16 protein-coding genes and 4 pseudogenes are annotated in these 22,988 nt (G+C 61.1%); 11 read left to right on the top strand and 9 right to left on the bottom strand.

Annotated features, from left to right (window positions below):
• The first annotated feature begins 172 nt into the window (after positions 1–172).
• Positions 173–1,213, top strand: coding sequence for a carbon-nitrogen hydrolase family protein (locus ACZ89F_RS24075; RefSeq protein ID WP_476094514.1), 1,041 nt, complete (start codon positions 173–175; stop codon positions 1,211–1,213).
• Between the two features lie 72 nt (positions 1,214–1,285).
• Here ACZ89F_RS24075 and ACZ89F_RS24070 read toward each other — a convergent pair whose 3' ends face one another.
• Positions 1,286–1,714, bottom strand: a complete 429-nt coding sequence (locus ACZ89F_RS24070; protein WP_476094513.1) for a hypothetical protein — start codon at positions 1,712–1,714, stop codon at positions 1,286–1,288.
• Positions 1,711–2,877 (bottom strand): annotated as a pseudogene (locus ACZ89F_RS24065) (M16 family metallopeptidase); the annotation flags it as partial. The pseudogene ACZ89F_RS24065 and the gene ACZ89F_RS24070, both read right to left, overlap by 4 nt.
• A gap of 1,177 nt (positions 2,878–4,054) precedes the next feature.
• On the opposite strand from ACZ89F_RS24065, the gene ACZ89F_RS24060 reads away from it, so the two are divergent.
• Positions 4,055–4,183, top strand: coding sequence for a hypothetical protein (locus ACZ89F_RS24060; protein WP_476094512.1), 129 nt, complete (start codon positions 4,055–4,057; stop codon positions 4,181–4,183).
• 356 nt (positions 4,184–4,539) lie between these two features.
• A complete protein-coding gene (locus ACZ89F_RS24055; RefSeq protein ID WP_476094511.1) occupies positions 4,540–5,193 on the top strand; it encodes a helix-turn-helix domain-containing protein in 654 nt (217 codons plus the stop codon).
• Positions 5,194–5,578: 385 nt separating this feature from the next.
• On the opposite strand, the gene ACZ89F_RS24050 is transcribed toward ACZ89F_RS24055, so the two are convergent.
• The 5 genes from ACZ89F_RS24050 to ACZ89F_RS24030 are packed head-to-tail and all read right to left on the bottom strand — an operon-like array spanning position 5,579 to position 13,853.
• Positions 5,579–6,727, bottom strand: coding sequence for an NAD(P)/FAD-dependent oxidoreductase (locus tag ACZ89F_RS24050; protein WP_476094510.1), 1,149 nt, complete (start codon positions 6,725–6,727; stop codon positions 5,579–5,581).
• Entirely contained in the window at positions 6,708–7,124 is a 417-nt protein-coding gene (locus ACZ89F_RS24045) for a hypothetical protein (RefSeq protein WP_476094509.1), read from the bottom strand. The genes ACZ89F_RS24050 and ACZ89F_RS24045 overlap by 20 nt, the downstream gene beginning before the upstream one ends.
• Positions 7,121–9,775, bottom strand: coding sequence for a LodA/GoxA family CTQ-dependent oxidase (locus ACZ89F_RS24040; RefSeq protein ID WP_476094508.1), 2,655 nt, complete (start codon positions 9,773–9,775; stop codon positions 7,121–7,123). The genes ACZ89F_RS24045 and ACZ89F_RS24040 overlap by 4 nt, the downstream gene beginning before the upstream one ends.
• Before the next feature lie 39 nt (positions 9,776–9,814).
• Positions 9,815–11,812: a tyrosinase family protein gene (locus ACZ89F_RS24035; RefSeq protein WP_476094507.1), complete on the bottom strand. Its 1,998-nt coding sequence runs from the start codon at positions 11,810–11,812 to the stop codon at positions 9,815–9,817.
• Complete coding sequence (locus ACZ89F_RS24030; protein ID WP_476094506.1) at positions 11,799–13,853, bottom strand: multicopper oxidase family protein; 2,055 nt, start codon at positions 13,851–13,853, stop codon at positions 11,799–11,801. The genes ACZ89F_RS24035 and ACZ89F_RS24030 overlap by 14 nt, the downstream gene beginning before the upstream one ends.
• A 502-nt stretch (positions 13,854–14,355) precedes the next feature.
• Between ACZ89F_RS24030 and ACZ89F_RS24025 the strand changes: the two genes are divergently transcribed.
• From ACZ89F_RS24025 to ACZ89F_RS24005, 5 genes and pseudogenes are all read left to right on the top strand, one after another.
• Positions 14,356–14,574, top strand: coding sequence for a ribbon-helix-helix domain-containing protein (locus ACZ89F_RS24025; protein WP_476094505.1), 219 nt, complete (start codon positions 14,356–14,358; stop codon positions 14,572–14,574).
• On the top strand, positions 14,571–14,906 hold the full coding sequence (locus ACZ89F_RS24020) for a type II toxin-antitoxin system RelE/ParE family toxin (RefSeq protein ID WP_476094504.1): 336 nt from the start codon (positions 14,571–14,573) through the stop codon (positions 14,904–14,906). Before ACZ89F_RS24025 ends, ACZ89F_RS24020 begins: the two co-directional genes overlap by 4 nt.
• A gap of 315 nt (positions 14,907–15,221) precedes the next feature.
• Positions 15,222–16,842: pseudogene (locus tag ACZ89F_RS24015) on the top strand (ISL3 family transposase).
• A gap of 255 nt (positions 16,843–17,097) precedes the next feature.
• A complete protein-coding gene (ltrA, locus tag ACZ89F_RS24010; RefSeq protein WP_476094503.1) occupies positions 17,098–18,357 on the top strand; it encodes a group II intron reverse transcriptase/maturase in 1,260 nt (419 codons plus the stop codon).
• A gap of 138 nt (positions 18,358–18,495) precedes the next feature.
• Entirely contained in the window at positions 18,496–19,077 is a 582-nt protein-coding gene (locus tag ACZ89F_RS24005; RefSeq protein WP_476094502.1) for a hypothetical protein, read from the top strand.
• A gap of 54 nt (positions 19,078–19,131) precedes the next feature.
• On the opposite strand, the gene ACZ89F_RS24000 is transcribed toward ACZ89F_RS24005, so the two are convergent.
• Entirely contained in the window at positions 19,132–20,472 is a 1,341-nt protein-coding gene (locus ACZ89F_RS24000; protein ID WP_476094501.1) for an anti-phage deoxyguanosine triphosphatase, read from the bottom strand.
• Positions 20,473–20,757: 285 nt separating this feature from the next.
• On the opposite strand from ACZ89F_RS24000, the gene ACZ89F_RS23995 reads away from it, so the two are divergent.
• A complete protein-coding gene (locus ACZ89F_RS23995) occupies positions 20,758–21,543 on the top strand; it encodes a hypothetical protein (protein ID WP_476094500.1) in 786 nt (261 codons plus the stop codon).
• Positions 21,544–21,686: 143 nt separating this feature from the next.
• Positions 21,687–21,914 carry an ArdC family protein gene (locus tag ACZ89F_RS23990; RefSeq protein WP_476094499.1) on the top strand — a complete coding sequence of 76 codons (228 nt, stop codon included), beginning with the start codon at positions 21,687–21,689 and terminating at the stop codon, positions 21,912–21,914.
• A 227-nt stretch (positions 21,915–22,141) separates the two neighbouring features.
• Here the strand turns inward: ACZ89F_RS23990 and ACZ89F_RS23985 are convergent.
• Positions 22,142–22,393 (bottom strand): annotated as a pseudogene (locus ACZ89F_RS23985) (IS30 family transposase); the annotation flags it as partial.
• On the opposite strand from ACZ89F_RS23985, the pseudogene ACZ89F_RS23980 reads away from it, so the two are divergent.
• A pseudogene (locus tag ACZ89F_RS23980) lies at positions 22,393–22,627 on the top strand (hypothetical protein); the annotation flags it as partial. The pseudogenes ACZ89F_RS23985 and ACZ89F_RS23980 sit on opposite strands and share 1 nt — an antisense overlap.
• Between the last annotated feature and the right edge of the window lie 361 nt (positions 22,628–22,988).

Below are 22,988 nucleotides of genomic sequence, written 5' to 3'. Positions count from 1 at the left end.
TGGAGCTAACGCTCCCAATAAACCAGAGGGGATGAAGACGCGTCGCAAGTCAGAGAACTAGCGGACCACTTACGCCCGACGAACGAGTCGTCGTTGGCGCAGTCTACTGGCGCCTTGACCCGTACGATCCCCCTGTCTTAGCGTTTCAACATCTTCGACAGTGGAGGTAAAAATGGCATTCAAAGCAGCAGCCGTGCACGCGGCTCCGGTTTTTATGGACAAAACTGCAACGACGGAGAAGGCTGTCGATTTCATCAATCAGGCAAAGCAGGAAGGGATTGAACTCCTTGTGTTTCCTGAAACCTTTATCCCAGGCTATCCGTATTTCGTCGAATGCTATCCGCCCCTGACGCAGATCGGTGCGCTGGCCCAATATGCGGATGCTTCGGTCGAGATCGACGGTCCGGAGATCGCCCGCCTTCAGCACGCCGCCAAGGTCGCGGGCGTCGCAATCATCATCGGCATCAGCGAGCGAATGGCTGATACGCGGACTTGTTTCAATTCCCAGGCATTCATTGACGCCGACGGCACCTTACTCGGTGTCCATCGCAAGCTGCAGCCAACCTATGCCGAACGCACGGTTTGGGCTCAAGGCGGCGGCTACACACTGCGCACCTACAAGAGTTCGCTCGGTGTGCTTGGCGGGCTTGCCTGCTGGGAGCACACGATGAACCTCGCGCGCCAAGCTCTCATCTTGCAGAATGAGCAGATTCATGCCGCTGCTTGGCCAGGCCTGTCTACCATGAAAGGCTTCGAAGCTGTGGCGGATACACAAATCGACGCCATGATGAAAACGCACGCACTCACGGCCCAGTGCTGGGTCCTTTCCGCCGGGAATCCGGTTGACCGTTCCTGCCTTGACTGGATGGAGGAGAACCTCGGGCCGCAGAACTACGTCACCGAGGGCGGCGGGTGGAGCGCCGTCATCCACCCGTTCAACGCGTATCTCGGTGGACCGCATACAGGCCTTGAGGAGAAGCTTGTAATAGGCGAGATCAATCTAGACGACCTTAAGGCCGTCAAAGTGTGGCTAGACGCGAAAGGGCACTATGCGCGGCCTGAAATATTAAAGATGCAGGTCAATCAAAATCAGATCTGGCATGACGAAGTTTCGCTCGCGCCAAGAAAGGCGCAGCAAGCGGTTGCGCAGGAAACGGGTGAGCAACCGGCCGCTGGCGCTTTTCCTCAACTGTTGATTGACGCGGCGGAATAACAGATCGCTGCCAATACAATCGGGTCGCTGGCGTAATTTACCAGCGGCCCGTGTTGAACTGCTGCCAAGGCGCTAAAGTGTAGAAACTTTGGTTGTCCCCGTTTTTCTGTAAAATATTATCAACTGGGAGAATATCATGCGTAAGATTTCGTGCGCGGCTGTAGCAGCGGTCGCCTTCCTGTCCTCCTCGACCAGCTTCGCCGCCGATAAATGGGCGCCATCTACCGGGTCGCTGCAAACTATGGCATGGGGAACGAAGCGGAACGCCTTGGGCTCGAGCTCAATGTTTATCAAGCCGGCGGCTACGACCAGCTTCCGCGGCAGGTCGCGCAGTTCGACGACTGCATTCCTGGAGAAGCGAACGCGATCCTGATTGGGGGCGTCTCGGAAGCTGGCCTTTCGGCCAAGAGCCAGCGCCCTTTGATCCACTGTCTCGTACTGCGATCCCCGGGGAGACCCCGCCGCAGACAATGGCTTTGGAGCGGCCGTGGCGGCGATCATAGCGGCGGGCCGACGACCATAATGGCGGGCTCGGCGGAAAGCAGCTTCTTCGCCGCTGCCTTGACCTGGTCAAGCGTCACCTGATCGATGAGGGCGGCGCGGCGCTGAATGTAGTCTATGCCGAGACCGTCGAGCTGCCACCCGAGGAGCGTGGCTGCAATCGAGCGGGAGGAACGCAGATTGCGTATGGGATAGGCGCCGATCAGATATTTCTTGCTCGCATCGAGCTCGGCCTCCGTCGGACCCTCTTGCGCAATCTGCCTCACCACCTTGCGCACCAGGCTGAGCGTCTCGGCTGCACAGTCCGAGCGCGTCGCCGTCTTGATGATGATCGCGTTGGAATGCTGGTAGTCGACCAAGCTGGAATAGGCGCCATAGGTCAAGCCGCGCTTTTCGCGCACCTCCTCGAACAGCCGGGAGGTATTAAAGGGCGCGCCGCCGAGGATTTCGTTCAGCAACTCCGCGGCATAGAAATCCGGCGCGCTACGCTTCACGCCAGGAAAGGCGAGCTGCAGCGACGTCTGCGGCAGGTCGTAGTCGACCTCCACCAGCTGGCCGAGCTTGGGATCGACATCGGCGACGGGGGCGAGCGTCTGCTTCTCAAGCAAATCGCCGAACACCTGGTCGAGCTTTGTACGCAGCGTCTTCGCATCGATGTCGCCGACCACCGCCAAATGCAATCCGTCGCGGGCAAAAGTGGCCTTGTGGAAGGCGTTGAGATCGGCCGGTGTGATGCCAGCGAGGCTCTCTTTGGTACCTTCGGCCGGCCTCGAATAGGGATGCGCGCCATAGATCGCGCGCAGCCATTTGCGCTCGGCGATCGCCTTGGGGTCGCGCTCATTGGCGATGATGCCGGAAAGAATCCGGGCGCGGGTGCGGTCGATCGGCTCCTGGTCGAAGCGCGGCCTGTTGACGGCGAGCCGAAGCAGCTCGAAAGCGGCGTTCTGCTGTTCGGACAGCATGCGCATCCAGCCATAAATGCCGTCGCGCCGCGCCATAAAGCCCATCTCGGCCCCGGCATCGTCGAGTTTTACCTGGAAGGCATCGCTGTCGAGATCGCCGGCGCCCTCGACGAACAAGCCGCTCGTCAGATTGGCGAGTCCCTCCTGGCCGACCGGATCCTGCGTGGTGCCGCCATCGAAGACGAAGTGCGTGGTGATGATAGCCCGTCAGACGGAAGTTTCATCGATGGCTCCGGTTGTGGTGGGGACGAGAGGCGAGGTTCGAGGCAAAGTGATTTGTTCCTTAGTTTGAAGGCGCTGCGGCCCAGTCGTACCCGATTGTCGGAGAAGGTGGATGGGCGGGCAGCGCCGAGCCGGATGAGCAAACCGTCTTCATGTCGCGAGGCCTCACTCGAGCGTCACCCTTGGATGGATCGGAAGACCCGCGGCGGCGGTAGCTTTCGGTGAGGTGATCATGGAACGTCTTCTCCTTGGTCCCTGACATGTTGCGGATGACCGCGCATGTACCGTGCCAAATGAGAAAACCATTCAAAGGCAACCGTGATAGCTTTGCCTCTGCTACGTTGCCTACCCGATATTGTCGGACATTGGACAGCGCGCACGCGAAGCGCTTGCCGGTAGGGACGATATCTCGCTCGTGCGGACGAGGATTGAGCGTGCTGCCGCGCAAGCGCGATAGGACGCGCCTCGAACTGGGCCGCGGGCACTTGAGAGTGTTGCAATTAAGTGGCGAAGTTGGTGCAGGCCTGGAGACGATGGTGGTACCGTGGAACGCTTCCGCTACAGGCAGGCCAGGCTGCTCGCACCGAGCAGAGGAGTCAGGAGCGTGGCCGTTAGGGAACGGGAACCGGCCGCCAGGCGACTGGGAGTGGAAGTGCGCTGCACCGAGCATTCCGCTCGAGCAGATGAATGACCGCTCACCCCATCTTCGGCAATTGGCCGGAGCCGCTTAAGCTGAACGAATTGCCGCCGTAGCAGGTGCTGTTTATCAAAGCTCGAATTTTAGTGTCGGGGTCTTCTCGACGAGCGTGCTCTGCTTCAGTGGTCAGTCATTGGTGGTCCCTTCGAATTAGGTAGGTGCAGCAACCCGGCCTTTACCGGGGAACATCGATGACCACCTACGCCGCTCGCTCGCTTCAGCGCTGTTGAGGGCGCGCTCGCGAGCGGCTTCGTCACCGCCGGCCTCGCCACTCAGCGGGACGACCCCGAATTTCGCTTTGTCTGCAATCTAACAATCTCGGGTATGAGACCCAGCGTTCATGAAGCTATTTTGATGGCGAACAATTTTCACCTTTGGCACGAAAGGTGCGCGAATAGCATCCAGATGCATTGCAGTTAGGCACCAGTTCTACGATTGCACGTGTCTGGCGTCTCGCATGTGGCGAGCGAAACCGTCGAGCAGATGGCCGAGCTCTGGGCGGTCGAGGAGAGCCTCCGCGGTCAGGATGCCCACGTCCGCCACTCCGAGCGCCAGGAGCAGTCGCCCGCCTTGATCTCCGAACTCTGACCTGGAGAAAATGGAAATGCTCAGAATTTTCGCCGTCCTGGCGCCGTCGCTCTTCGTGGCGAACTGCTCCGCGACGACCTCCACAACCCAAACCGCCGTGCAGGACGCCGGTCATCCCTACAAGACCGATCCGAACTGCAAGCGCGCCAAGCCGCTCGGCACCATTCGACGAACGCTGCGATCATCCGCGGCTCGGCTATTGCGGCTTTTCCGATCCGACGATCGGCGCATCTTCCGGTGCTGGCGGCTTCTGTCTCTAATCCGAGCAGCGGGAGTCCCAGGCGGGCGCGCCGTTTTTTCATGCGAGGGACAATGAGAACTCTACCAATCGAATCCAGCGCGAGGTCCGCCGCTTCGTGTCCGGTGTTTCCCTGGCACCGCACGCCAATATCGCTGGCTGGCAGGTTGAAACGGCGCGCGCCGCCACCACCGACGAGCTCAAGTTAGTGCGCCGCGAGACGACCACGCGGCTGCTGGCCGCGCTCGACGCTTTTGCGGAGGCCGAGGCGGCCGGACTGAAGGAACTCGACAGGCTGGCGCTGGCCAAAGGCCAGATGGAACGCCGGCTCAGGAACCGGCGAAAGAATTCGAGCCTGCCGGCGCTGATCGAGCTGATGCTGGCACGGCGGGTGGTGTCGGCGGGCCTGATCGCGGCCGAGCTCAAAGTCAGCCAGCGCGCCGCGCTCGACCTCGTCGCCGAGCTCGGCATTCCGGGAGGTGACCGGGCGGGGCCGTTATCGGGCGTGGGGAATGGTCTCCTCGCTGCGAAGAGCCGAGCCTATGGTTCGTCGCCGGATCGATCGCAATCGACCGGCAGCTTTCACCAGTGGTTCATGCTTCGTTCGACCTTAGCGTGTCTGAGGAAGCAGATCCTGTTCCGACCCCACCAAACCGCTCTTTGCATGGGTAACGCCTTCGGGACTCTGCCGTCCCGACTTCGTGCTCGAGACAACCTACGGCAACTACGAGCCTGTCAACCTTATCGTCGAGGCCTTCGGCATGGACACTGACGAATACAAGGCTGCGAAGGAAAAAACGCTCCCTCGCATGCGCGAGATCGGGCCTGTCTTCGAAATCCAGCCGGCTATATTTCCCAGGCAACCGCCGAAGAAACCGGCAAGCGGCTGCTATATTGGGTGCTCGAGCATTCCCGGCACTCGACGCGGGCGCCGCGTCAAATATCGACGGAGCGAAATGCGACTACGCACGGCTCTTGAATACATTCGCGAAGGCAAGTTCCTTGAACCATGGCAAAATTGATCGCGCAAGTCTGAGCACCAGATGGCGGCGACACACTCGTGTTCCAGTCGCTGAGGCGATCTGACGAGAAAAGCGCCAGCCAGCGTTTCCTGGTCAGAGATCAGGCCTCTTGGGCCTTGACCACATCCGACTGGATCAGGATTTGCGTCCAGCATCCGGATTGTAGACTGGAATAGCCGTCGCGGTCATAGCGCCACGTTCGCCTTCGGGCTGCGGCAAGCGCCGCTGCCAAAAAGCCGTATCCCACCGCGGGGCGGCGGCGGCATAATGCGCAGCAAGCGCGGAGGCGTAGCAGGCAAATCCCTGCGCTGCGATCATGGCGTACCGAACCCGGGCGCGCTCATGGTGACCATCATGCATGTCGGACGCAGCATAGGCGGCCAGCATGCCAGAGCGCAACGCATGCACGATCCCGCGCGACGATAGCGGATCGGCAGCAAACAGAGTGTCGCCAGCCGCGACCCAGCGCTCACCAGCGGCTGGATCGATTGTGGCAGTCCCCGCCGATTTTACGAATGTGGCGGTTTCGCGTGCCGAAGGAGGCAGAAGGGGAGCGATATGCCGCGTCATCGCTAGAGTGCGATACCAGGATTGCGGATCACGCAGTTCCCTACCCAGATCGGGATCAGTAAAGCAGGCCACAACTCGTTGCCGGTCGGACAGGTCGGCGGTATACCACCAGCCTTCCGGGCGTGCCTCGACAACAATCCGACAATCGCCTGGCGCGCGGTCGAAGAACCGGGTGTAGGCTGAGAGGTGGCCGTGCGCCCGTAGCTTCGCACCGAAAGGTCGCGCCAGCTTCCAATTCCGCCCGGTCGCCCAGATCACCATGTCGGCGGCTAGTTCCCCGTCCGTCAGCTTGAGCTGCCAGCCCTGGCCATCACGCACCGCCGAACGCACTGCGGTGCCCATTCGCACCCATACGCCTGCCATTGCGGCAGCCTTCACGAGCAGCCGGTCGAACTGTGCTCGGTCGAGTTGCCACCCCGCGCCCTGGGCGGAGAAGATGCTGTGCCGCTCTTCGAGTGCCTCGCCGGCCCATGCAGAGCCAACCGCGCGGCTCTCGACGAAAGCTGCGGCAAGGAACGGCGGCCAAACTCCGATCTGGCGCAGCAGCCCTTGCGCCACTGCCGCCAATATCTCACCCGGTTTCACCCGATCATGCCGCCCTGCCTCGAGCAGCACCACGCGTCGTCCGGGTGCGTGGCGCTGCAGCGTCAGTGCGGCGGCGGCTCCTGCCGGGCCGCCTCCGACCACAGCAAAATCAACTCGCGCGGGCCGCATAGAACGACGCCACCACCCCGGCCGGATTCGTAACGCCGCTCTCGCCTGAATGCGGGATCGTGCGTACCACCGAGCCGACGATTGCGGTTACCTCAAGCTTGTCGGTGCTGTTTGGCCAGACGGGCACGAGCCAGCCGATATAATCGTAGATCCACTGCTCGCCGCCGACCACGCCTTTGCCCTGGAAGCGGACCTGCATCGGCGAGCCGTAACCGAAGCTTCCACGCAGATCGAGCGACCAGCCCGGCCCGCCAATGGTTCCCGACAGCTCGGTCTCGGACGCCTCCGAAATGGCCAGCGTGCCTTCGCCAAACAGCAAGTCGTTGGCTGCCCTGGACAGGTCAGGATCGTTGTTGAAACTGCGATAGCTCCAATTGCCGACAAACGGATTGGTCATGCTTCTCCTTCTCCCGAATCTTCGACGCAGATATATTTGGCCCCCGGCGAGGGCTGATCGAGCCCGCCTTCGGGGTTGCGAACCACGAAGGCGAGCTTCGACCACTCGGTCACCATCTTGAGGTCGCCCGCCAGTGTCTGCGGAATGCCCCGCGCCCAGTTGCGGAACTGAAGGTCCTTGCCGACGGGGTAATAGACCTGCATCGGCCGGTGTGCTGGCCACCACAGGGTTTCCCACACCCGCTGCTCGCGCTCCATCAGCGAGTTGCCAACGCTGTCGGGGTAAAGGACGTTCCACTCCTCATAGGTGACGTCGATCGTCTGGGTGGAGCATTCGTTGAAGTCGGCCTGCCACGGCAATCCGCTGAGTTTGGTCAGGTCGCCCGGCTGCAACCCCACATCGAAGTCGCTGCCCAGCGACAGCGGGTCGGATGCATAGGCGATATAGCCTTCCTCGCTGACGCCGAATCCCCAGCGATTGGCATTCTCCTGCGCGGCTGTCAGCGCGAAGCTGTACCATTCGGGATCGGCCTTAATCCGGTAGGGCTCGCGCCAGATCGCCGGATTGCGGATGATCCAGGTCACCTCACCGCCCGGGCAGAAGGCGCCGCCGAGCCCGTTCGAGAGCACGCCCTGGTCGAGCCCCCGGCCGCCCGGCACGTTCCAGTCCTTGTAGGGCTGCCATGGATCGATCGCAGGCGCAAAGCCGGCATCCACTTCGTCGATGAAGATACCCGCCGCCCATTGCCGGAGCAGGAACAGCTGCGTGTCGGTCAGCCGCAGGAACTTGCTCACTGTCTTGTTGGTGATCGGATTGTCGCCCGCAAGCAACGGCATCAGCGGCAGATGGTAGGTCCGCGTCGCCGGATTGGCCTCGAGCTGGAACAGGTTCTCCTCTCCCGGCTTGCGCAGCAGATCGAACAGATATTGCCGCGCGGGCCGGCCGGGATCGGTGGTCGCGTCCTTCGCCGCCGCTGCTAGCGCGCGGTCGAGCAATTGACCGGAACGATATTCGAACGCCAGGCGGCGCAGCGCAGCTTCGATCGGCTCGTCCGGATCGGTGGTGCGATCGGGTTCGCCCGGCTCCTGCCGCGACGAGGCCCGGGCGAGCGTCAGCATCCGCTTCGGCGGTGGCGCGGTGGCCGCGGCGATGCGCTCGATCACGCCGGTGACATCAGCGTCGAAGGCGCTGCGTGCCTCGGCATAGGCGGGGTCGGCCACCGTGTCGTTGTCGGCGAACATTTTTTGCCAGCGCGCGGCATAGGAGCGCGGCGCCTCACCGTCGTCAGGCGGGCAGATCGCGGCGGTGAACGCCGCCGCTGCCGCCTTGAGCGCTACAGCGGCATCGCCAACCACGGCATCTTTCGCCGCGCCCGGCGCCTGCGTTGCGTCGAGCAGCATCAGGCTCGGTTCCACCGCTGCCTCGAGTAGCCGTCCACCGACATGATCGTCCTTCGCGCGACCTTCCTTTCGCGCCAGCGCACGCGGCGCGATGCGCGGCGGGATGCACAAGCGATAGGGATCGAACGTGCCCCGGCTCGACTGATTGTGCGGAAAATTCGACTGCTGGAGGATGTTGGCGAAATAGGAGAATTCGTCGGCGCGGAAGAGGATCGGCCAGATGTCGCGCCAGAACCAGGGGCGATAGGCCGGGTTCCATTCCACCGGTCCGGCCTTCCAGTGAAGCAAGGCCGGCGTGTCGGTCGGATCGATCTTCTGCGGCGCGTTGAACGTCCCGGCTGTGCCGTACATGTCGGTGCGATAGGCGAATTCGCGGATCGACATGTCCTCGACCACGTCTTCCAGCGTGATCATGTCGAGCACTTCCGGCGCATAACGCGGATAGCCGACCAGCACCCAGGCCGGGTATTCGACATCGACGTAGCGCAGCGCCTGGACGCGCTCCTCCATCATCACCAGCCGCGCCATCACCGGCCCGTCCGAGATGTCGTCGAACCAGCCGTCGCTGTTGGCGTAGGTCTCGATGCGCGGATGCCCGAAGCCGCTGAGGAACGAGCCGCTGTTGCCGTGCCCGCCAAGCACCAGCAGCCATCCGCTGTCGTCCGTCATCATGCCGCCGAGCGTGTCGATGTCGTGCGGCGCCATTCCGGTCGGCGGGAAGGTGACGGCATAGGCTGGGTTGCTGTCCCGGCCGAAGCTCGCTTTGCGCCGCGCCGTGCAATCCACCGCCTGCGGTCCGGCGTCGATGATCAGCTTCTGCCGTTCGACCGGATCGGTGATGCCGGCGTTGCGCAGCGGCGCGTCGGATGGATAGCCCGCCTCGCCGCGCAATCCGTCGAAGGTGAACCATGCCGCCTTCTTGTTGGCGAGCTGGACGCGCCACTGGATGTCGACCAGCTTGCCGCGATTGCCGCCGCCCTCGACATGGTCGCCGATCTTCAGCGGAATGCCTTCAGGGTTGGCATCGTCATAGGCGAAGATCTGGAAACGCGCCGCCTGGCGTTTGATGCGGCCCTTGCTGTCCTTGAAGTGTTTGATCGGCGCGTCGCCTTTGGCGGCATTGCCGTCGGCGTCGCATTCGATCGGCAGCTGCGCCGGCTTTTCCGGCGAGATGCAGAAACCCTCGGGGCTGTCGCCGAGCCGGGCGATGCCGACCGCCGGGTGGATGCGATAGATCGATGGGTCGGCCATGTGATTTCCCCCTGCGCCTGCGCCGGCCGTATCTTCTGGTCAGTCGAGAAAGTTGAGCGAGACCCCATCGAGCCGCAGCAGCTCACGGTCTTCCTCATAGGAGGCGCCGATCACCACCAGGCTCACCGTGAGGCTGGTGGCGCCGGCCGCGATCAGCCGCCGCGCCGCGCGTGTCACGTCGATGCGGTGGTTGCGCGGCGTGTTCATGCTGCGCTCGCGCAGATCGAACTTGCGGTTCTCCGCCGGCGGAATTTCGCAATGTCCGGGCCCGCCGAAACATTCGCCATGGCCGAATATCGCGGCGTAACCGGCATAGCCTGCCACGTTGAGCGGCGTGCTGGCGTCGGCATCCGGCGTGTTGAGAAACACGCGGATGAAGCAGGAGCGCGGCAGCTGCGGCACGCGGTGCAGCCGCACCTCTGCCGAGCGGAAGCTCTTCGTTGCTTCCGGCACTGCAATCGGCGCCGAGACGAAGCGCCCGACTGGGTTGGTGAGCTCCACCGGCATCAGGCATCCGCCGCGAACATACTCATAGCCGAAGCGATTCATGTCGAGCGTATCGCGCACCGCGTAGCTCCATGGCGTCAGCGCGGAATCGAGATCGGCGGGCAGCCCGTCGGGATGGTCCTGCTGCCATCGCCACCAGAGCCGGTCGATATTGGCGTGCACCGGCCAGAAGATCGGATCGTAGGACGCGGTCAGGTTCGAGAACATGTCGCCGAACTGCGGCTCGGAGTAGAGATCGTCGCGCTGGTGGAACTTGCGCCCGGCAACCCGCACCGCCGTGTTGCGATTGGCTGGCGCGTCAGTCTTGAACGCGGGATTCATGCCGCCGGTCCAGATGTGCATTGTATTGTGCGGGTTCTGGTCGAGGAAACCGAAGCTGTCGACATAGAGACTGCCGCCGCCGAAATCGCGGAAGGTGCGCAAGCTGAGGATTTCGTCGATGTCCTCCTGTGCCGGGTAATGGTAGTGGATGACGTTGTTGATCGTGCCGCTGCCGAATTGGCCGGAATAGCGCAGCGGGTACCATAGCGAATTGGCCTCGAGCAGCGCGTCGATCAGCCGCTTGCGGTTTTCACCTTCCACATAGCCCTTGCCGCAGGCGCTGCTGACCGCGTCGTAGGCCTGCGTCGGATTGGCCCACAGCTTGCCGACCAGCGTGCCTATCTTGGCCGGGAACCCTTGATCGCGCAGGAAACGGACCGAAGCCTCGGTCAGATAGCCCTTGAATGCATCGGGCAGGATTGCGCCGCTGGCCGGATCCTCCGGCTTGTAGCGCAAAGCCGGGAAATCCCACCACGGCATGGTCACATCAGGGCAGAAATCCTGCAAAGCCTGTTCGAATTCATAAAGATACACGCGATGCCACGGCAGGAAACGCTCCCAGCCATGCTGACAGTGGTTCTGGTGGATCAAGGCCAGATTGTTGTAGCTGCGTTTGTCGCCGACCCATTTGTTGAGGTTGTAGAGCTCGCGAAATGCATGGCGCAGCCGCTCCTTCTGCGCGTCGTCCAGCACATCGACATCCATTCGCTGACGCAGTTCGCCCTTGGCGTAGCGCCACGCCGCCGGATCGGACGCCGGGCCGAAGACGGGGCCGGCAATCCCTCTCACCTCGATGCGCGCCTCGGTCGTTACGCTCACGTCGCCGGCGAGTTCGATCGATCCGATCAACGCGCCGGGGCAGCCCTCGTCGATCCAGGTCTCGATCCGGTCGATGTCCTCACCGGCGACCGGTTTGCCGCCCCAGGGCAGGCGGGGGAACTGCTTGCCGTCGAATGGCGGCAGTCCGCGCAGCCCGCGGATCAGGGCTGAGCGCGCGCCTCGCCCCTTGGCATCGCTCTTGCCGCAGCAAGTGGTCGAGAGCGGCGCGATCAGCGGCATCCCTTGTAATTGGAGCGCCAGGAATTCCGCCAGCGTCAGTCCCGTCAGGCTGCCGGTTCCCTCGCTGCCGCCCGCCGCGGCGAGGATCGCCTCTACCTCGCTCCAGGTGAGCGGCCCGACGGGCACTGGCTGCGCCTCATTTGTGGCCATCGTGACCACCCATCTGCATCGCGGTGCTCTGGGTTGTGTTGCCCACCTGGTCAGGCAGCACCACGGCAACGTTCTGCATCATGCCCTGGTCCTCATGGTCGAGGATGTGGCAGTGAAGCACGTACTCGCCGATGTAGCGCTCGTAGCGGGTCCGGACTTTGACCGTGTAGATGCCGGAGAAGCCTGCGGGCAGAGACTGCGGGATCAGGCTCTTGATCCACAGCGTATCCTTCCACACGCCCTTGAGCCCGGCATATTGCGGATCGTAGGGCGCACCGCCAGCGTCGTCTATCGCTCCCGGCGCGCTGACATCCTTGCCGTTGGGATCGATGATCGAGACGATCTGGAACGGATTGACGTGGATGTGGAATGGATGGCTGACGAAATGCGACTGGAGCGTCCATTCCTGCGCCTTGCCCAGCGGCAGCAAGCGGTCGATGCGGGTGGGGTCATAGGGCTTCACGTCGGCCGTGTTGAGCGTGTTGCCGACTTCGAACTTGGTGTCTGCGGTGGAGGTGTCGATGAAGAAGGTCAGTTCCTGCGTGCCGTTGCCTTTCACTTCCTCGTCAGTGACGTCGGGGTGCGGCGTGAAGCTGGTAAATTTCGTCCCCGCCTTGAGATCGGCAACGACCACGGACTTGATCTCGTCCGGCATGTTGGCCTCTGCCGACGCGATCAGATTTTCGTTGATATAGGCCTGAACGTCATCGACCGGCGTTCCCGCCGCAACGTCGACGACTGCGAGCAGCTGCGGCCCCGCGTCCAGGGCGTTGACCGAGCCCGCTTTGGGTGCCGAGGCGTCGATCACGCAGTAGCGGCCGGCATCGGGAAACACGACCAGCGCGTCGAAGCGATAGCCGGGCTGGAAGGTCGCAAGCGTTGTCGGTTGCGCCGCGGCCAAGGTGAGCCCGTCGGCCGCGATCAGCGTATACGGCACTGGGCTATCGCCACACGTGTCCTTGATGAACCCCGCGGTGGCTTCGGCGCTGAGCAGCGTCTTCGTTCCGGGTTCGAGCTTACCCTCGCGCACCTTGACGAACTGCAAGCTGATCGTGTCGCGCACGCCGGCATGGATCATGCGCCAGCGCTCGATCTGGCCCTGCGTCGCCTTGAGGGTATCGTTGGGATTAAACACCTTGCCATTGAGTGAGGTGTAGCGCCCCGATGCTGGCCAGGTACCAGGCCCGAACTGGTCATAACCCTCGATCCCGCCGACATCGCCAGGATCGCAGATATAGCGGCCGTTGACGTCCTGCTTGATCGGCCCAAGCTGTCCGGGCGTAGTCGCGGGCGCGCGGCAGGCATACTGGATCTGCTGCATCACCAGTATGCGCTCAGGGATGGCCGAGGTAGGGATCAGCGTGTCGATGTCCCCATGCGCGGTTGGGCTAGGGAAGCGATTGCCGCGGATGATAAGCGCACCGGCCATCCCGCTCGACACCTGCAAGGCGGTCGAGCCGTGCCGGTGGGTATGGTACCAGAAGGTGCCGGATGGGTGGTCGGACGGGATGTTGTATTCGTAGGTGAACTGCGTCTGGGGGTTGATCGACAAAAGCACGTTGTCGCCATTGCCCGAGGGGTTCACCCACAGGCCGTGGGTGTGGAGATTGGTGCCGTTGAAGCAGTGCGGCGTGTCGGGCATCGTACCGGCGGCTATGCAGCCGGGATCGCCGGGTTGGGGTCCCGCTGGCAGTTGGTTGTCCAGCGTCACCCGCACGGTGTCGCCAGGAACCGCCTCGATCGTTGGCGAGACATAGGGAGCCTTGGGGTCGACGCCTTTGCCCGTGTAGCTGCGCAGATGGACCTTGTCGTATCCGCCGGTCGACGGGTTGTAGAGCTGGCTGTCTGTATAGACGATTTTGAGATCGAGCAGCCGGTCGCCGCGTAGCGGGAGCAGGTTGCCGGGCTTCGGCGCGCCGGGCGCTGCCTTTAGATCAGGCTTGACGGTCTGCGTGCCCTCGTCCTGCAGTATCGGCGGATTGACGATCTGCGCGGCCGCGGGCCGCGTCGCGACCAATCCCAAACCACCAACAAAAATCATCAGCAGTCGCGTACCGCATGACATGGCGCCCCTCCCAAAGACATTGATTCAAATATAGCTTCCGACAACATGGTGATCCAGAATCAAGGGTATGTCTAGCTCGCAACGTGGTAAAAGCAAAAATAACTTCTGGAAGAAGATGTATATAAGCGCCTTATCACATATTGGTTCTTTTGCCGGCGTCTAATTGCGGGCCTTCTATTTAATTGCCATGCGATCGTTGAATGAAGACTCACTAATAACCCTTGTTTTCTCTGCACAAAACGGTTCTATCCCGTACTTAGCTCGACTTGGCCGCCTTCGATGAACTCGGCCATCCCTTTCGCCGTACGGACAAGGGTTCTTCCGCCCGAGCAGCAGGCTCTACGAACCTCGAAAAACGTCGAAGGCGACATCCCGCCGCTCAAGCCGGAATACGTGGTGAAGGTGTAGCGGCTACGTCATTCTTGCCATTTTTTGCCATAACGCCTACCTTGGGCGCATGAGCACCATGAACATATCATTGCCCGACAACCTCAAAACCTTCGTCGACCAACAGGTCTCCGAACGAGGGTACGGCACAAGCAGCGAGTACGTTCGCGAATTGATCCGGCGTGATCGGGATCGCGAACAGTTGCGCGGCCTGCTCATGGACGGTGCATCATCGCCGCCGACCGAGCCGATCAACGACCGCTACTTCGAAAACCTGCGCGATCGCATTCAAAGCCGCTCCAAAGCGTGACGGCGAAGCTGGTTATTCCGCGCGAGCAAGCGCGAGAGGACGTTGACAAGGCCGTTGAAAACTATCTCGAAACAGCTGGTCCACGGGTTACGACCAACCTGGTCGAGCAACTCGAACGGGCCTACACTCAAATTGCTAGTTATCCGGCTGCCGGGTCGCCGCGCTTCGCTTACGAACTCGGCGTCCCCAATCTGCGCCACGTTCGGATCAAAGGCTTTCCTTATCTGATTTTTTATGTCGAGTTGGCCGCGCACATAGACGTCTGGCGCGTCCTGCATGCCAAACGCGATATACCAGCCTGGTTGGAAGGTCCCGACTTGCCCCCCATGTAGAGGCAACATTTTCATGCCTTCAGCGCCAGAGAGAATCGACACCTCGTGCACGGTCGAAATTGCGTACTCACCCGTTGGATTGAACGGGACCGAACCATTGTATATAGTGGTCAGTGAAGAACTCGGAATGCTTTGATTCCGTTTAATAATTTCCCCTGATTTCAGGTTTCAGATTGCCGAATTTCGTGGCTAGAGGCTGCGATTTCCGGCAAATTGTATGCGCTTGTTCTGCGTGTGTCGCTTGGCACTTAACCGGGTTCTTCCTCACTTTGTGTGGTTCATCTGCCGTTAGCGACGGGGTCGCTATGGGCAGGCATGCAAAGGAAATCGAAATGGTCGCCCGGCCCGGGGGTCAAGATACTGGGTGTCGCGCTCACCGTTGATGACGGCTGGGTTGTGTCCGCTACCGGGTCCGCGATCGGCGTCTGCCCCGATTGTGGACGGCGTAGCCGAAATCGGCATGGCTGGTCCAACCGCAGCCTTCAGGATCTGCCGGTCCAGGGCAAGCCGGTGACAGTGAAGCTCCTGCTGAGCCGCTGGCGATGTACAAATCTGGAATGCGAACGACGAACGTTCACCGACCAGCTGCCGATGATCGCTGCTCCGTATGCGCGCCGGACGAGAAGGGTTGGGGAGATTGTCGGCTTGCTCGGCCACAGCACTGGCGGCCGTCCTGGCGAGCGGTTGATGCAGCGGCTCGGCATGCCGGTCAGCGACGATACCATCCTGCGGCAGTTGAAGCGGAATGCTGCGGGTGCTCAACGCAATTTCGAGATTCGGGTGGTTGGTATCGATGACTGGAGTTGGCGGCGGGCGACAAGCTATGGGACCATCATGGTTGATCTCGAGCGCCGCTCGGTCGTCGACATACTGGACAACCGCAGCGTCGAGAGTGCGGCCCAGTGGCTTCGGAGTCATCCTTCGATCGAGATCGTCAGCCGGGACCGCTGCGGCCTGTACGCGCAGGCCACCCGTGAAGGCGCACCGCAGGCCCAGCAGGTCCCCGATCGGTTTCATCTGGTCCAGAATCTTCGTACGGCAATCGAGGAACAGATGAGCCTTTCTGGCCGTGCCACCGGCAGGGCCATACTGTCGGAGGACGCAATTGTTGACGCTGCGACACATCGCCGGCGCGCTCGTCTCGCGCATAGGCAATCTCGTCACGAGATATTCGAGATGCTTCACGCCTTACGCCAGGAGGGTCTGTCCTACAGCGAGATTGCCCGACGGACCGGCTATGAACGTCGCAGCGTGGCGACTTGGCTCAAGTTCAAGGCTCCGCCAGACAGGCGGCGCGCAGCATTGAATCCCACATCACCATGGTACTTCGAAGCCTTCCTTGCCGAATGCTGGAAGGATGGGAACCGGTGCGGCCGGCATCTGTTTCATGACGTCAAGCAGCGCGGTTACACCGGCAGCTTCGCCAATCTGGAGCGGCTTCTCGGAGCCTGGCGGCGGGCCGAAAGAGAGCAGGCCGATGATGTACTGTCCATGGCTTTGAAGTCGGAGCCGGTTCGAGATCCGGACACCGGCCATGCTATCTCTCCGGTGATTGCCGCGGCGCTGTGCATCAAGCCGCGAGGCCTGCTGACGGACCGGCAGGCAAGGAAGGTCGATGCCCTGAAGCAGGGTTCTGAGGCTTTCGCCGAGATGCGACGCCTGGCGATGCGGTTCAGCGGCATCCTCCGCGGCAAGAAATCCGCACCACTGGATGCGTGGATCGACGATGCGATCTGAACTCATCCCGATCATGCGGTTTGCCCGTGTCCTGCGCAGAGACCTCGATGCCGTCAATAATGCCATCGAGCTGCCCTGGAGCAACGGACAGGCCGAAGGCCAGGTCAACCGCCTCAAGACCCTCAAGCGCGCAATGTACGGTCGGGCAGGTCCTGAACTGATGAGGGCACGAATGCTGCCACCGCTCCACACAAAGTGAGGAAGAACCCAATTAACTGCCAAGCGACAGGTGCTTTCGCGAGCCGTAGTAGCCGGACCAAACGGCGAAGGGCTGAACATGAAGTGCCGGACGGAGAACGGTCTTTCGATGGTTTGACAAGATGCAGAAAACGGGACCGAAAACCCCCGTACCGAAACCTGGAGCAGCGGCCGGAAGCCGCGAAAGCAGGCATCGGTTGCATCGAGCCACACGGCAGGACCGTCACCCTCTCGACCGGAGGCAGACGAGCGACTGATGGAAATGATCCTCAGCCGCGAGAACATGATGGTGGCTTACCACCGGGTGGTGAGAAAAAAGGGCGCACCGGGCATCGACGAGATGACGGTGGAACAGCTGAAGCCCCACCTCACGGAGCACTGGCCGCGCATCAGAGAAGAGCTGCTGGCGGGCCGTTACAGACCGGCGCCGGTGCGCGGGGTGAAAATCCCCAAGCCCGGCGGCAAGGGAATGCGCCAACTGGGCATCCCAACCGTGCTGGACCGGCTCATTCAGCAGGCGATGCATCAGGTGCTGATGCCGGTCTTCGATCCGGGCTTCTCCGACTCCTCCTACGGCTTTCGGCCGGGGCGGAGCGCCCATGATGCGGTTCGTGCCGCCCGGTCGCATGTGGCCGGCGGTCGCCGCTTCGTGGTCGATCTTGATCTGGAGAAGTTCTTCGACCGGGTGAACCACGATGTGCTGATGGCACGCGTGGCGCGCAAGGTCAAAGACAAGCGGGTGCTGCGGTTGATCCGCAGCTACCTGCAGGCAGGGTTGATGACGGGCGGGGTCGAGACGGTGCGCAGCGAAGGGACGCCGCAAGGCGGGCCGCTCTCGCCGCTGCTGTCGAACATCCTGCTCGACGATCTCGACAAGGAACTGGAGCGGCGTGGTCATGCCTTCTGCCGTTACGCCGACGACTGCAACGTCTATGTACGGTCGCAGCGTGCCGGCGAGCGCATCATGGCCTCGCTCACCCGGTTCCTGGCCGAGCGGCTGAAGCTAAAAGTCAACGGCGACAAGAGCGCCGTGGACCGACCGTGGAAGCGCACCTTCCTCGGCTACACCATGACCGCCCACAAAGCACCGCGCCTGTTGATTGCGCGGTCGAGCGTGGCGAGGCTGCGGGACAAGCTGAGGACCGCGTTTCGGGCTGGGCGCGGTTGCGCCCTTGCCGCCACCGTCAAACACCTCGCCCCGATCCTGCGTGGCTGGATTGCTTATTTCCGGCTGACCGACGGCAAGGGGATTCTCGAGGAACTGGACGGCTGGCTGCGGCGCAAACTGCGCTGCGTGCTATGGCGGCAATGGAAACGACCAGCCACCCGGCGAACACAACTGGTGCAACGAGGTCTGACAGAGCAACGCGCACGTGACTCGGCCAGCAATGGCCGCGGCCCATGGTGGAACGCCGGGGCCAGTCACATGAACGATGCCTTCCGCAAGGCCTTCTTCAACGCGCTCGGGCTGATCTCGCTCCAAAACGAGCTTCGACGCCTAAACCACGCTTCATGAACCGCCGTGTACGGAACCGTACGCACGGTGGTGTGGGAGGGGGGATGCCGCAAGGCTCCCTCCTACCCGATTTCTAAGGCTAGGCGCACGCAACGCAGGAACGCAGGAACGCGGGCGCCAGGCGCGGCGAAAGACGTCGTGGTTGGCGACGCCGGAGCCACGCTCAAGACAGCAGCGGCGGCTTTTACCGGCGCGGTTTCCCCGCCTAAAGATGGTGAGGCGCCACGGGCCTATTCCGCGCGCTGGCAAAAAATGTTCGCCGACAACGATACGGTGGCCGACCCTGGCTATGCCGCGGCACGTAGCGCCTTCCACGCCGGTGTCAGCGGCGTGATCGAGCGCATCGCTGCGGCTGTTGCGCCGCCGCCGAAGCTGATGTTGGAGCTGGCGCGCTCTTCGTCAAGGCAGGAGCCGGGCGAAGCCGACCGCACCACCGATCCGGACGAGCCGATCGAGACCGCGCTGCGGCGGCTGGCATTCGAATACCGCTCCGGCCAGTTGCTCGACCGCGCACTCGCCGCGGCAGCCAAGGACGCCACCACCGATCCCGGCCGTCCCGCGCGACAGTACCTGTTCGACCTGCTGCGCAAGCCGGGCGAAGAGAACCTGTTCCGCCTCGATGCCAATCCGACGACGCGCACCTATCACCTGCCGCTGATGCTGCTGCTGGCGGGCGACAATGCCAGAGTTAATGACCAAGGATTGTTGCACACTTCGTGAATACTATAAATTGCTCGGCGGCGTATTCCTTGTAACAACGCAATGGCACATCGCTTATAGTCTATCGAATATGGAGCCCGTCCTAGGGCTGAACAGTCGGTCATAGGTCCTCAGCAAATACCCATCCGTCATGCCGGCGACATAGTCGCAGATGTGGCGCAAGGGATCGGAAGCCTCCTTATATCGTTCAAACACGTCGGCTGGCAGAAATTTTTCCGGATCTGAACGCATTACCTCAAAGACTGCGATGACCATCATCTGGCCTTTGAACTCGAGGTGTTGAACGCTTGGGCTGCAGATAACCTCCTCCCGTACGAGGTCCTTGATCGCCACCACAAATGCCATCACCGGCGCCGGGAGCACGGCCTGATACTTTATCCGCGGTTCGTCGAACTCCGCTTTCTCATGAATATCGACGGAAGGGATCACCATATTCAGAACGCGATTGATCTGATGTTTCCTCTCGTTCCCGTCGCCAAAGAGCCGGTCAGCAAACCCTGCATAGACGTCATTGCCGTATTGGCCCGGGTACTCCGAATTTAGGTAGTCCAATAGCGCGGCGCACCGCTGAGGCCTTACGTGCTTCTCGAAATTCGCCCGCGAAATAAGGTGCATCGCCAGTACATCTTCGAGATCGTGAATACCGAAGCTGATGTCGTCTGCTAGATCCATGAGACTGCAAGCGAACGATTTATACCGAGCTTCATGATGCTTACCGGGCACCTCGTTGAACGCTTGAAACTCATCTCGATCGGATGGCGCGAGTGGCTCGAGAAGCCAGTCGGCGACGCCCTGTTCGCAATCGAGGTAGCATTTCGGTGGTTTCGACGCCTTTCGATCGAGGATTGGCGTACCACTAGTATTTTCCAGGAGCTTCGGCCTCCTGCTTGTGTTTGCCGCTTGTTTGTACGCCACAGGGTATTTGAGCACGCCGAGCATCGTTTCGCGCGTCAGGTTGGAGCCAGCCGCTTTCGACATCTTCTCAAGCTTCGAGAGGATACGAAGCGTTTGCCCGTTACCCTCAAAGCCGCCGGCATCGCGCATGCAGTAGTTTAGCGCGACCTCGCCGCCATGACCGAACGGCGGGTGTCCGAGATCGTGAGTGCAGGCGATCGCCTGCATCATGCTTCGCTCGGGCAGATAATGAATTGCTTCGTGGCTGGGCAGGTTGTGCCGGAGTTGGATCGTCAGCCCGACAGCTATCTGCGCAACCTCTAGCGAGTGCGTGAGACGTGTTCTGTAAAAGTCACTGTCGCCCAGGTTCAAGATCTGAGTTTTGCCTTGGAGGCGCCGAAATGAAGCTGAATGAATGACGCGCGCATAATCGACATCGCCTGGCGTGCGCGCGTCGAATGATCGTTGTAACCATGCCTCGCGGCGATCTGCCCACACCATCGCCGCTCCCCGCAAACAACACAACTAAGATGACCTGTTCAGCTGGCCTTTTACCTCGAACTCACCAGGTAGACCAAGACATTAAAGGTAGTGTCAAAGGCTCTGCAAGGCACTCATGGGCGTGGCCGCTACGATTGGTGAGCGAGACGGTTGTCGCTCGTGCCATCTTGCGTCCGATAGGGAGCACTTTGCCGAGCGAATGCTTGAGCGTCATGGCTATTTCCAGCCTGCCGAATTACCGAGCGTATTCTACAGAGACTTCGATCCGGCGAGAGGATAAGCAAGATGGCCAACGAGCACGACGAGGAGTTCGAAAATGAACCCGACGAACGCCCGGAATACCCAGCATTCGATGACATCGATTGGAGCGCCTTTCGGCAAGCGTTAGGCTCCCTCGGCCTATTCGATGACATGTTGCTGACAATGCAAGCGAACAACCTGGCAATGGTCGACCAATTTATTTCCGAAATAGAGCAAGAGGTTCTAGAGGAGGATATCGAAGGCCTAGACTATGGTCGCCTGATGTTCTTGAATGCGCAAACCCAGATGTGGATTTTCAGCGTTTACGAACTTCTTCGGACGTGGCGCGCGCGAGTAAAGGAAGCGATCAAGCTTTATGAAAACGGGGGACTGAAACTTAAGATTGACGCATTGAGACTGGAAAAGGGCTTCATCCACACCAACAAGCTGTCGCGCGCCGGTCAGCTTGAGAGGGTGCTGAAGAATCCTGCCCTCGTCGACCGCGTGCGCGAAGATCTCCGCCTGACTCATATTCTGTTCGGGCAAATTGAGTTTCTGCGGGTGTCGATGGCCAAACATGAAGTCAGTGGCAAAGCCAAATCCGTTGCGTTCTCGCCGGGTTATGGCCGAGTGAACATGTGGACGGGTTCGCTCGATTACCAACTCGAATGCGGTCAAGTCATTCTCGGTACGCTGAACCACCGCCAGATTGCGGATGGGATCCGAGCTTTCGCTGACCGCTCCGAAATCCCGGATGACAATGCGATTGCAGCGTTTGACGAGTTCATGAAAGCGGGGGACACTTCGGAGTTGCGAGAGACCTTTTTGTGAAAGCTTGTCCACGGGGAAGCGGACCACGCTCTGATCATCCGCACGTAAAAACCGAAAGCACGAGAACTCTATGGACTGGGTCCATGCAGCCGAACTGCCCCCGGCTTTGGCCGGATTCGTGCGCTTCGGCTCACTCAGCGGACATGTCTCTTGCCCTCGATCCAGTCGAGTCGTCTCAGCGTGAGATATCCGGCCACGAATATCGCGGCACCAACGTGGTCATGCTGTGGATCGCCGCCAAAGAGGCAGGTTATTCGGAAAATGCCTGGGCGACGTTCAGGCAGTGGTCGGAGAAGGGCGCCAGCGTCCGCAACGGCGAGAAAGGCACCCCGGTAGAATCGCATGGGAAGGCCACGACCACAAGCCTTTAGCTGTCTTTAGTTGATAAACGCCGCGTGGCTGCGGGAATGGTTCTTGTTCCGACCCCTTCCGACATTTCTTGCCGAGCTTCCGAAGCAAAAAAGGTTCGCGGATAGAAGCGTTCCTGAGCAGGCCCATGCAGCAACGCTAAATCAAACCGTTCCGGAGGGTCGGATCAGGCTATACGCCTGCGGATCGCACAACATGGGGTAATCGCGGGCGCGATCGTTCGACCAGGCGAAGTGACGCTCGCCTTGCCAAACTTCTTGCGGAACTGGATCACATCGCACTCCCCAGTGGCCGAGCTGAGTTCTGTCCCGAACGATGTCCTCGAAATGCTTAGCTCCGGGATGAACCGACGGCCATGTCGCCGCCTGACGTGCCTCGGGGTCGGGCGCGGCTCTCCGGAGGATAGCGCGCCAAAGCTCATCTCCTGACCGTCCGCCGAAAAGGCAAAGCGGTAGATCGTATCGTGGCGGACGCTGACGCTGCGTCCAGCGGATGGCTGAGATCGGATATGGCGTGACCGGCACAGCAATAATCGTGATGGAGGAAGAGCGGACAACTCAGATGCGCATCCCTAAACCGAGACACCGCTCCGTTGGTGGCAGAATTGGCTGCCTGGAATGCGTCTCCGCTGAGGGAGCAAGCGAGGGTTGACCACTGCGGAACGGCGAGCATCCTGCTGGAGAAGCTCCGTAGCTCAGGTCACTTCGGCCGTCTCTATTCGCGGAGGGTACGTCCAGTGTCCGACATTGTCGGACATTTGTCATGGTGTTATTAGCGCCAGGCGCTTGTTTTAACATGGTTTTTTCCTCTGGCACGGCACATGCTTGTTAATATGTATACGGGCCGCGGTTGAGGAGAAATCGTCTCATGATCACGCCCATCGGCATGCCAGCTAGCTCAAGGTCTCCGTGGACGCAGGTTCCAAACCTAATCCACCCAGATCAGCGGCGTTCGACACAGGATCCGAATTCTACCGCGCTTTGAGAGGCGGCTCAGCTTCGAAACTAACGAGGTAGGCAAGTACAGTCTCAGTTGTTGCAGTATACGGCCGGCATCATCAGCGAACCCGTTGCAAT

It is taken from the genome of Mesorhizobium sp. USDA 3734 (assembly GCF_056279665.1).
This window is presented reverse-complemented; position numbering and strand designations above follow the sequence as displayed.

Bases quoted from the DNA above. Each gene is read 5' to 3' on its own strand.
- ACZ89F_RS24075 (WP_476094514.1), top strand. From the start codon at position 173: ATGGCATTCAAAGCAGCAGCCGTGCACGCGGCTCCGGTTTTTATGGAC.
- ACZ89F_RS24070 (WP_476094513.1), bottom strand. From the start codon at position 1,714: ATGATCGCCGCCACGGCCGCTCCAAAGCCATTGTCTGCGGCGGGGTCT.
- ACZ89F_RS24050 (WP_476094510.1), bottom strand. From the start codon at position 6,727: ATGCGGCCCGCGCGAGTTGATTTTGCTGTGGTCGGAGGCGGCCCGGCA.
- ACZ89F_RS24045 (WP_476094509.1), bottom strand. From the start codon at position 7,124: ATGACCAATCCGTTTGTCGGCAATTGGAGCTATCGCAGTTTCAACAAC.
- ACZ89F_RS24040 (WP_476094508.1), bottom strand. From the start codon at position 9,775: ATGGCCGACCCATCGATCTATCGCATCCACCCGGCGGTCGGCATCGCC.
- ACZ89F_RS24035 (WP_476094507.1), bottom strand. From the start codon at position 11,812: ATGGCCACAAATGAGGCGCAGCCAGTGCCCGTCGGGCCGCTCACCTGG.
- ACZ89F_RS24030 (WP_476094506.1), bottom strand. From the start codon at position 13,853: ATGATTTTTGTTGGTGGTTTGGGATTGGTCGCGACGCGGCCCGCGGCC.
- ltrA (WP_476094503.1), top strand. From the start codon at position 17,098: ATGGAAATGATCCTCAGCCGCGAGAACATGATGGTGGCTTACCACCGG.
- ACZ89F_RS24000 (WP_476094501.1), bottom strand. From the start codon at position 20,472: ATGGTGTGGGCAGATCGCCGCGAGGCATGGTTACAACGATCATTCGAC.
- ACZ89F_RS23995 (WP_476094500.1), top strand. From the start codon at position 20,758: ATGGCCAACGAGCACGACGAGGAGTTCGAAAATGAACCCGACGAACGC.
- ACZ89F_RS23990 (WP_476094499.1), top strand. From the start codon at position 21,687: ATGTCTCTTGCCCTCGATCCAGTCGAGTCGTCTCAGCGTGAGATATCC.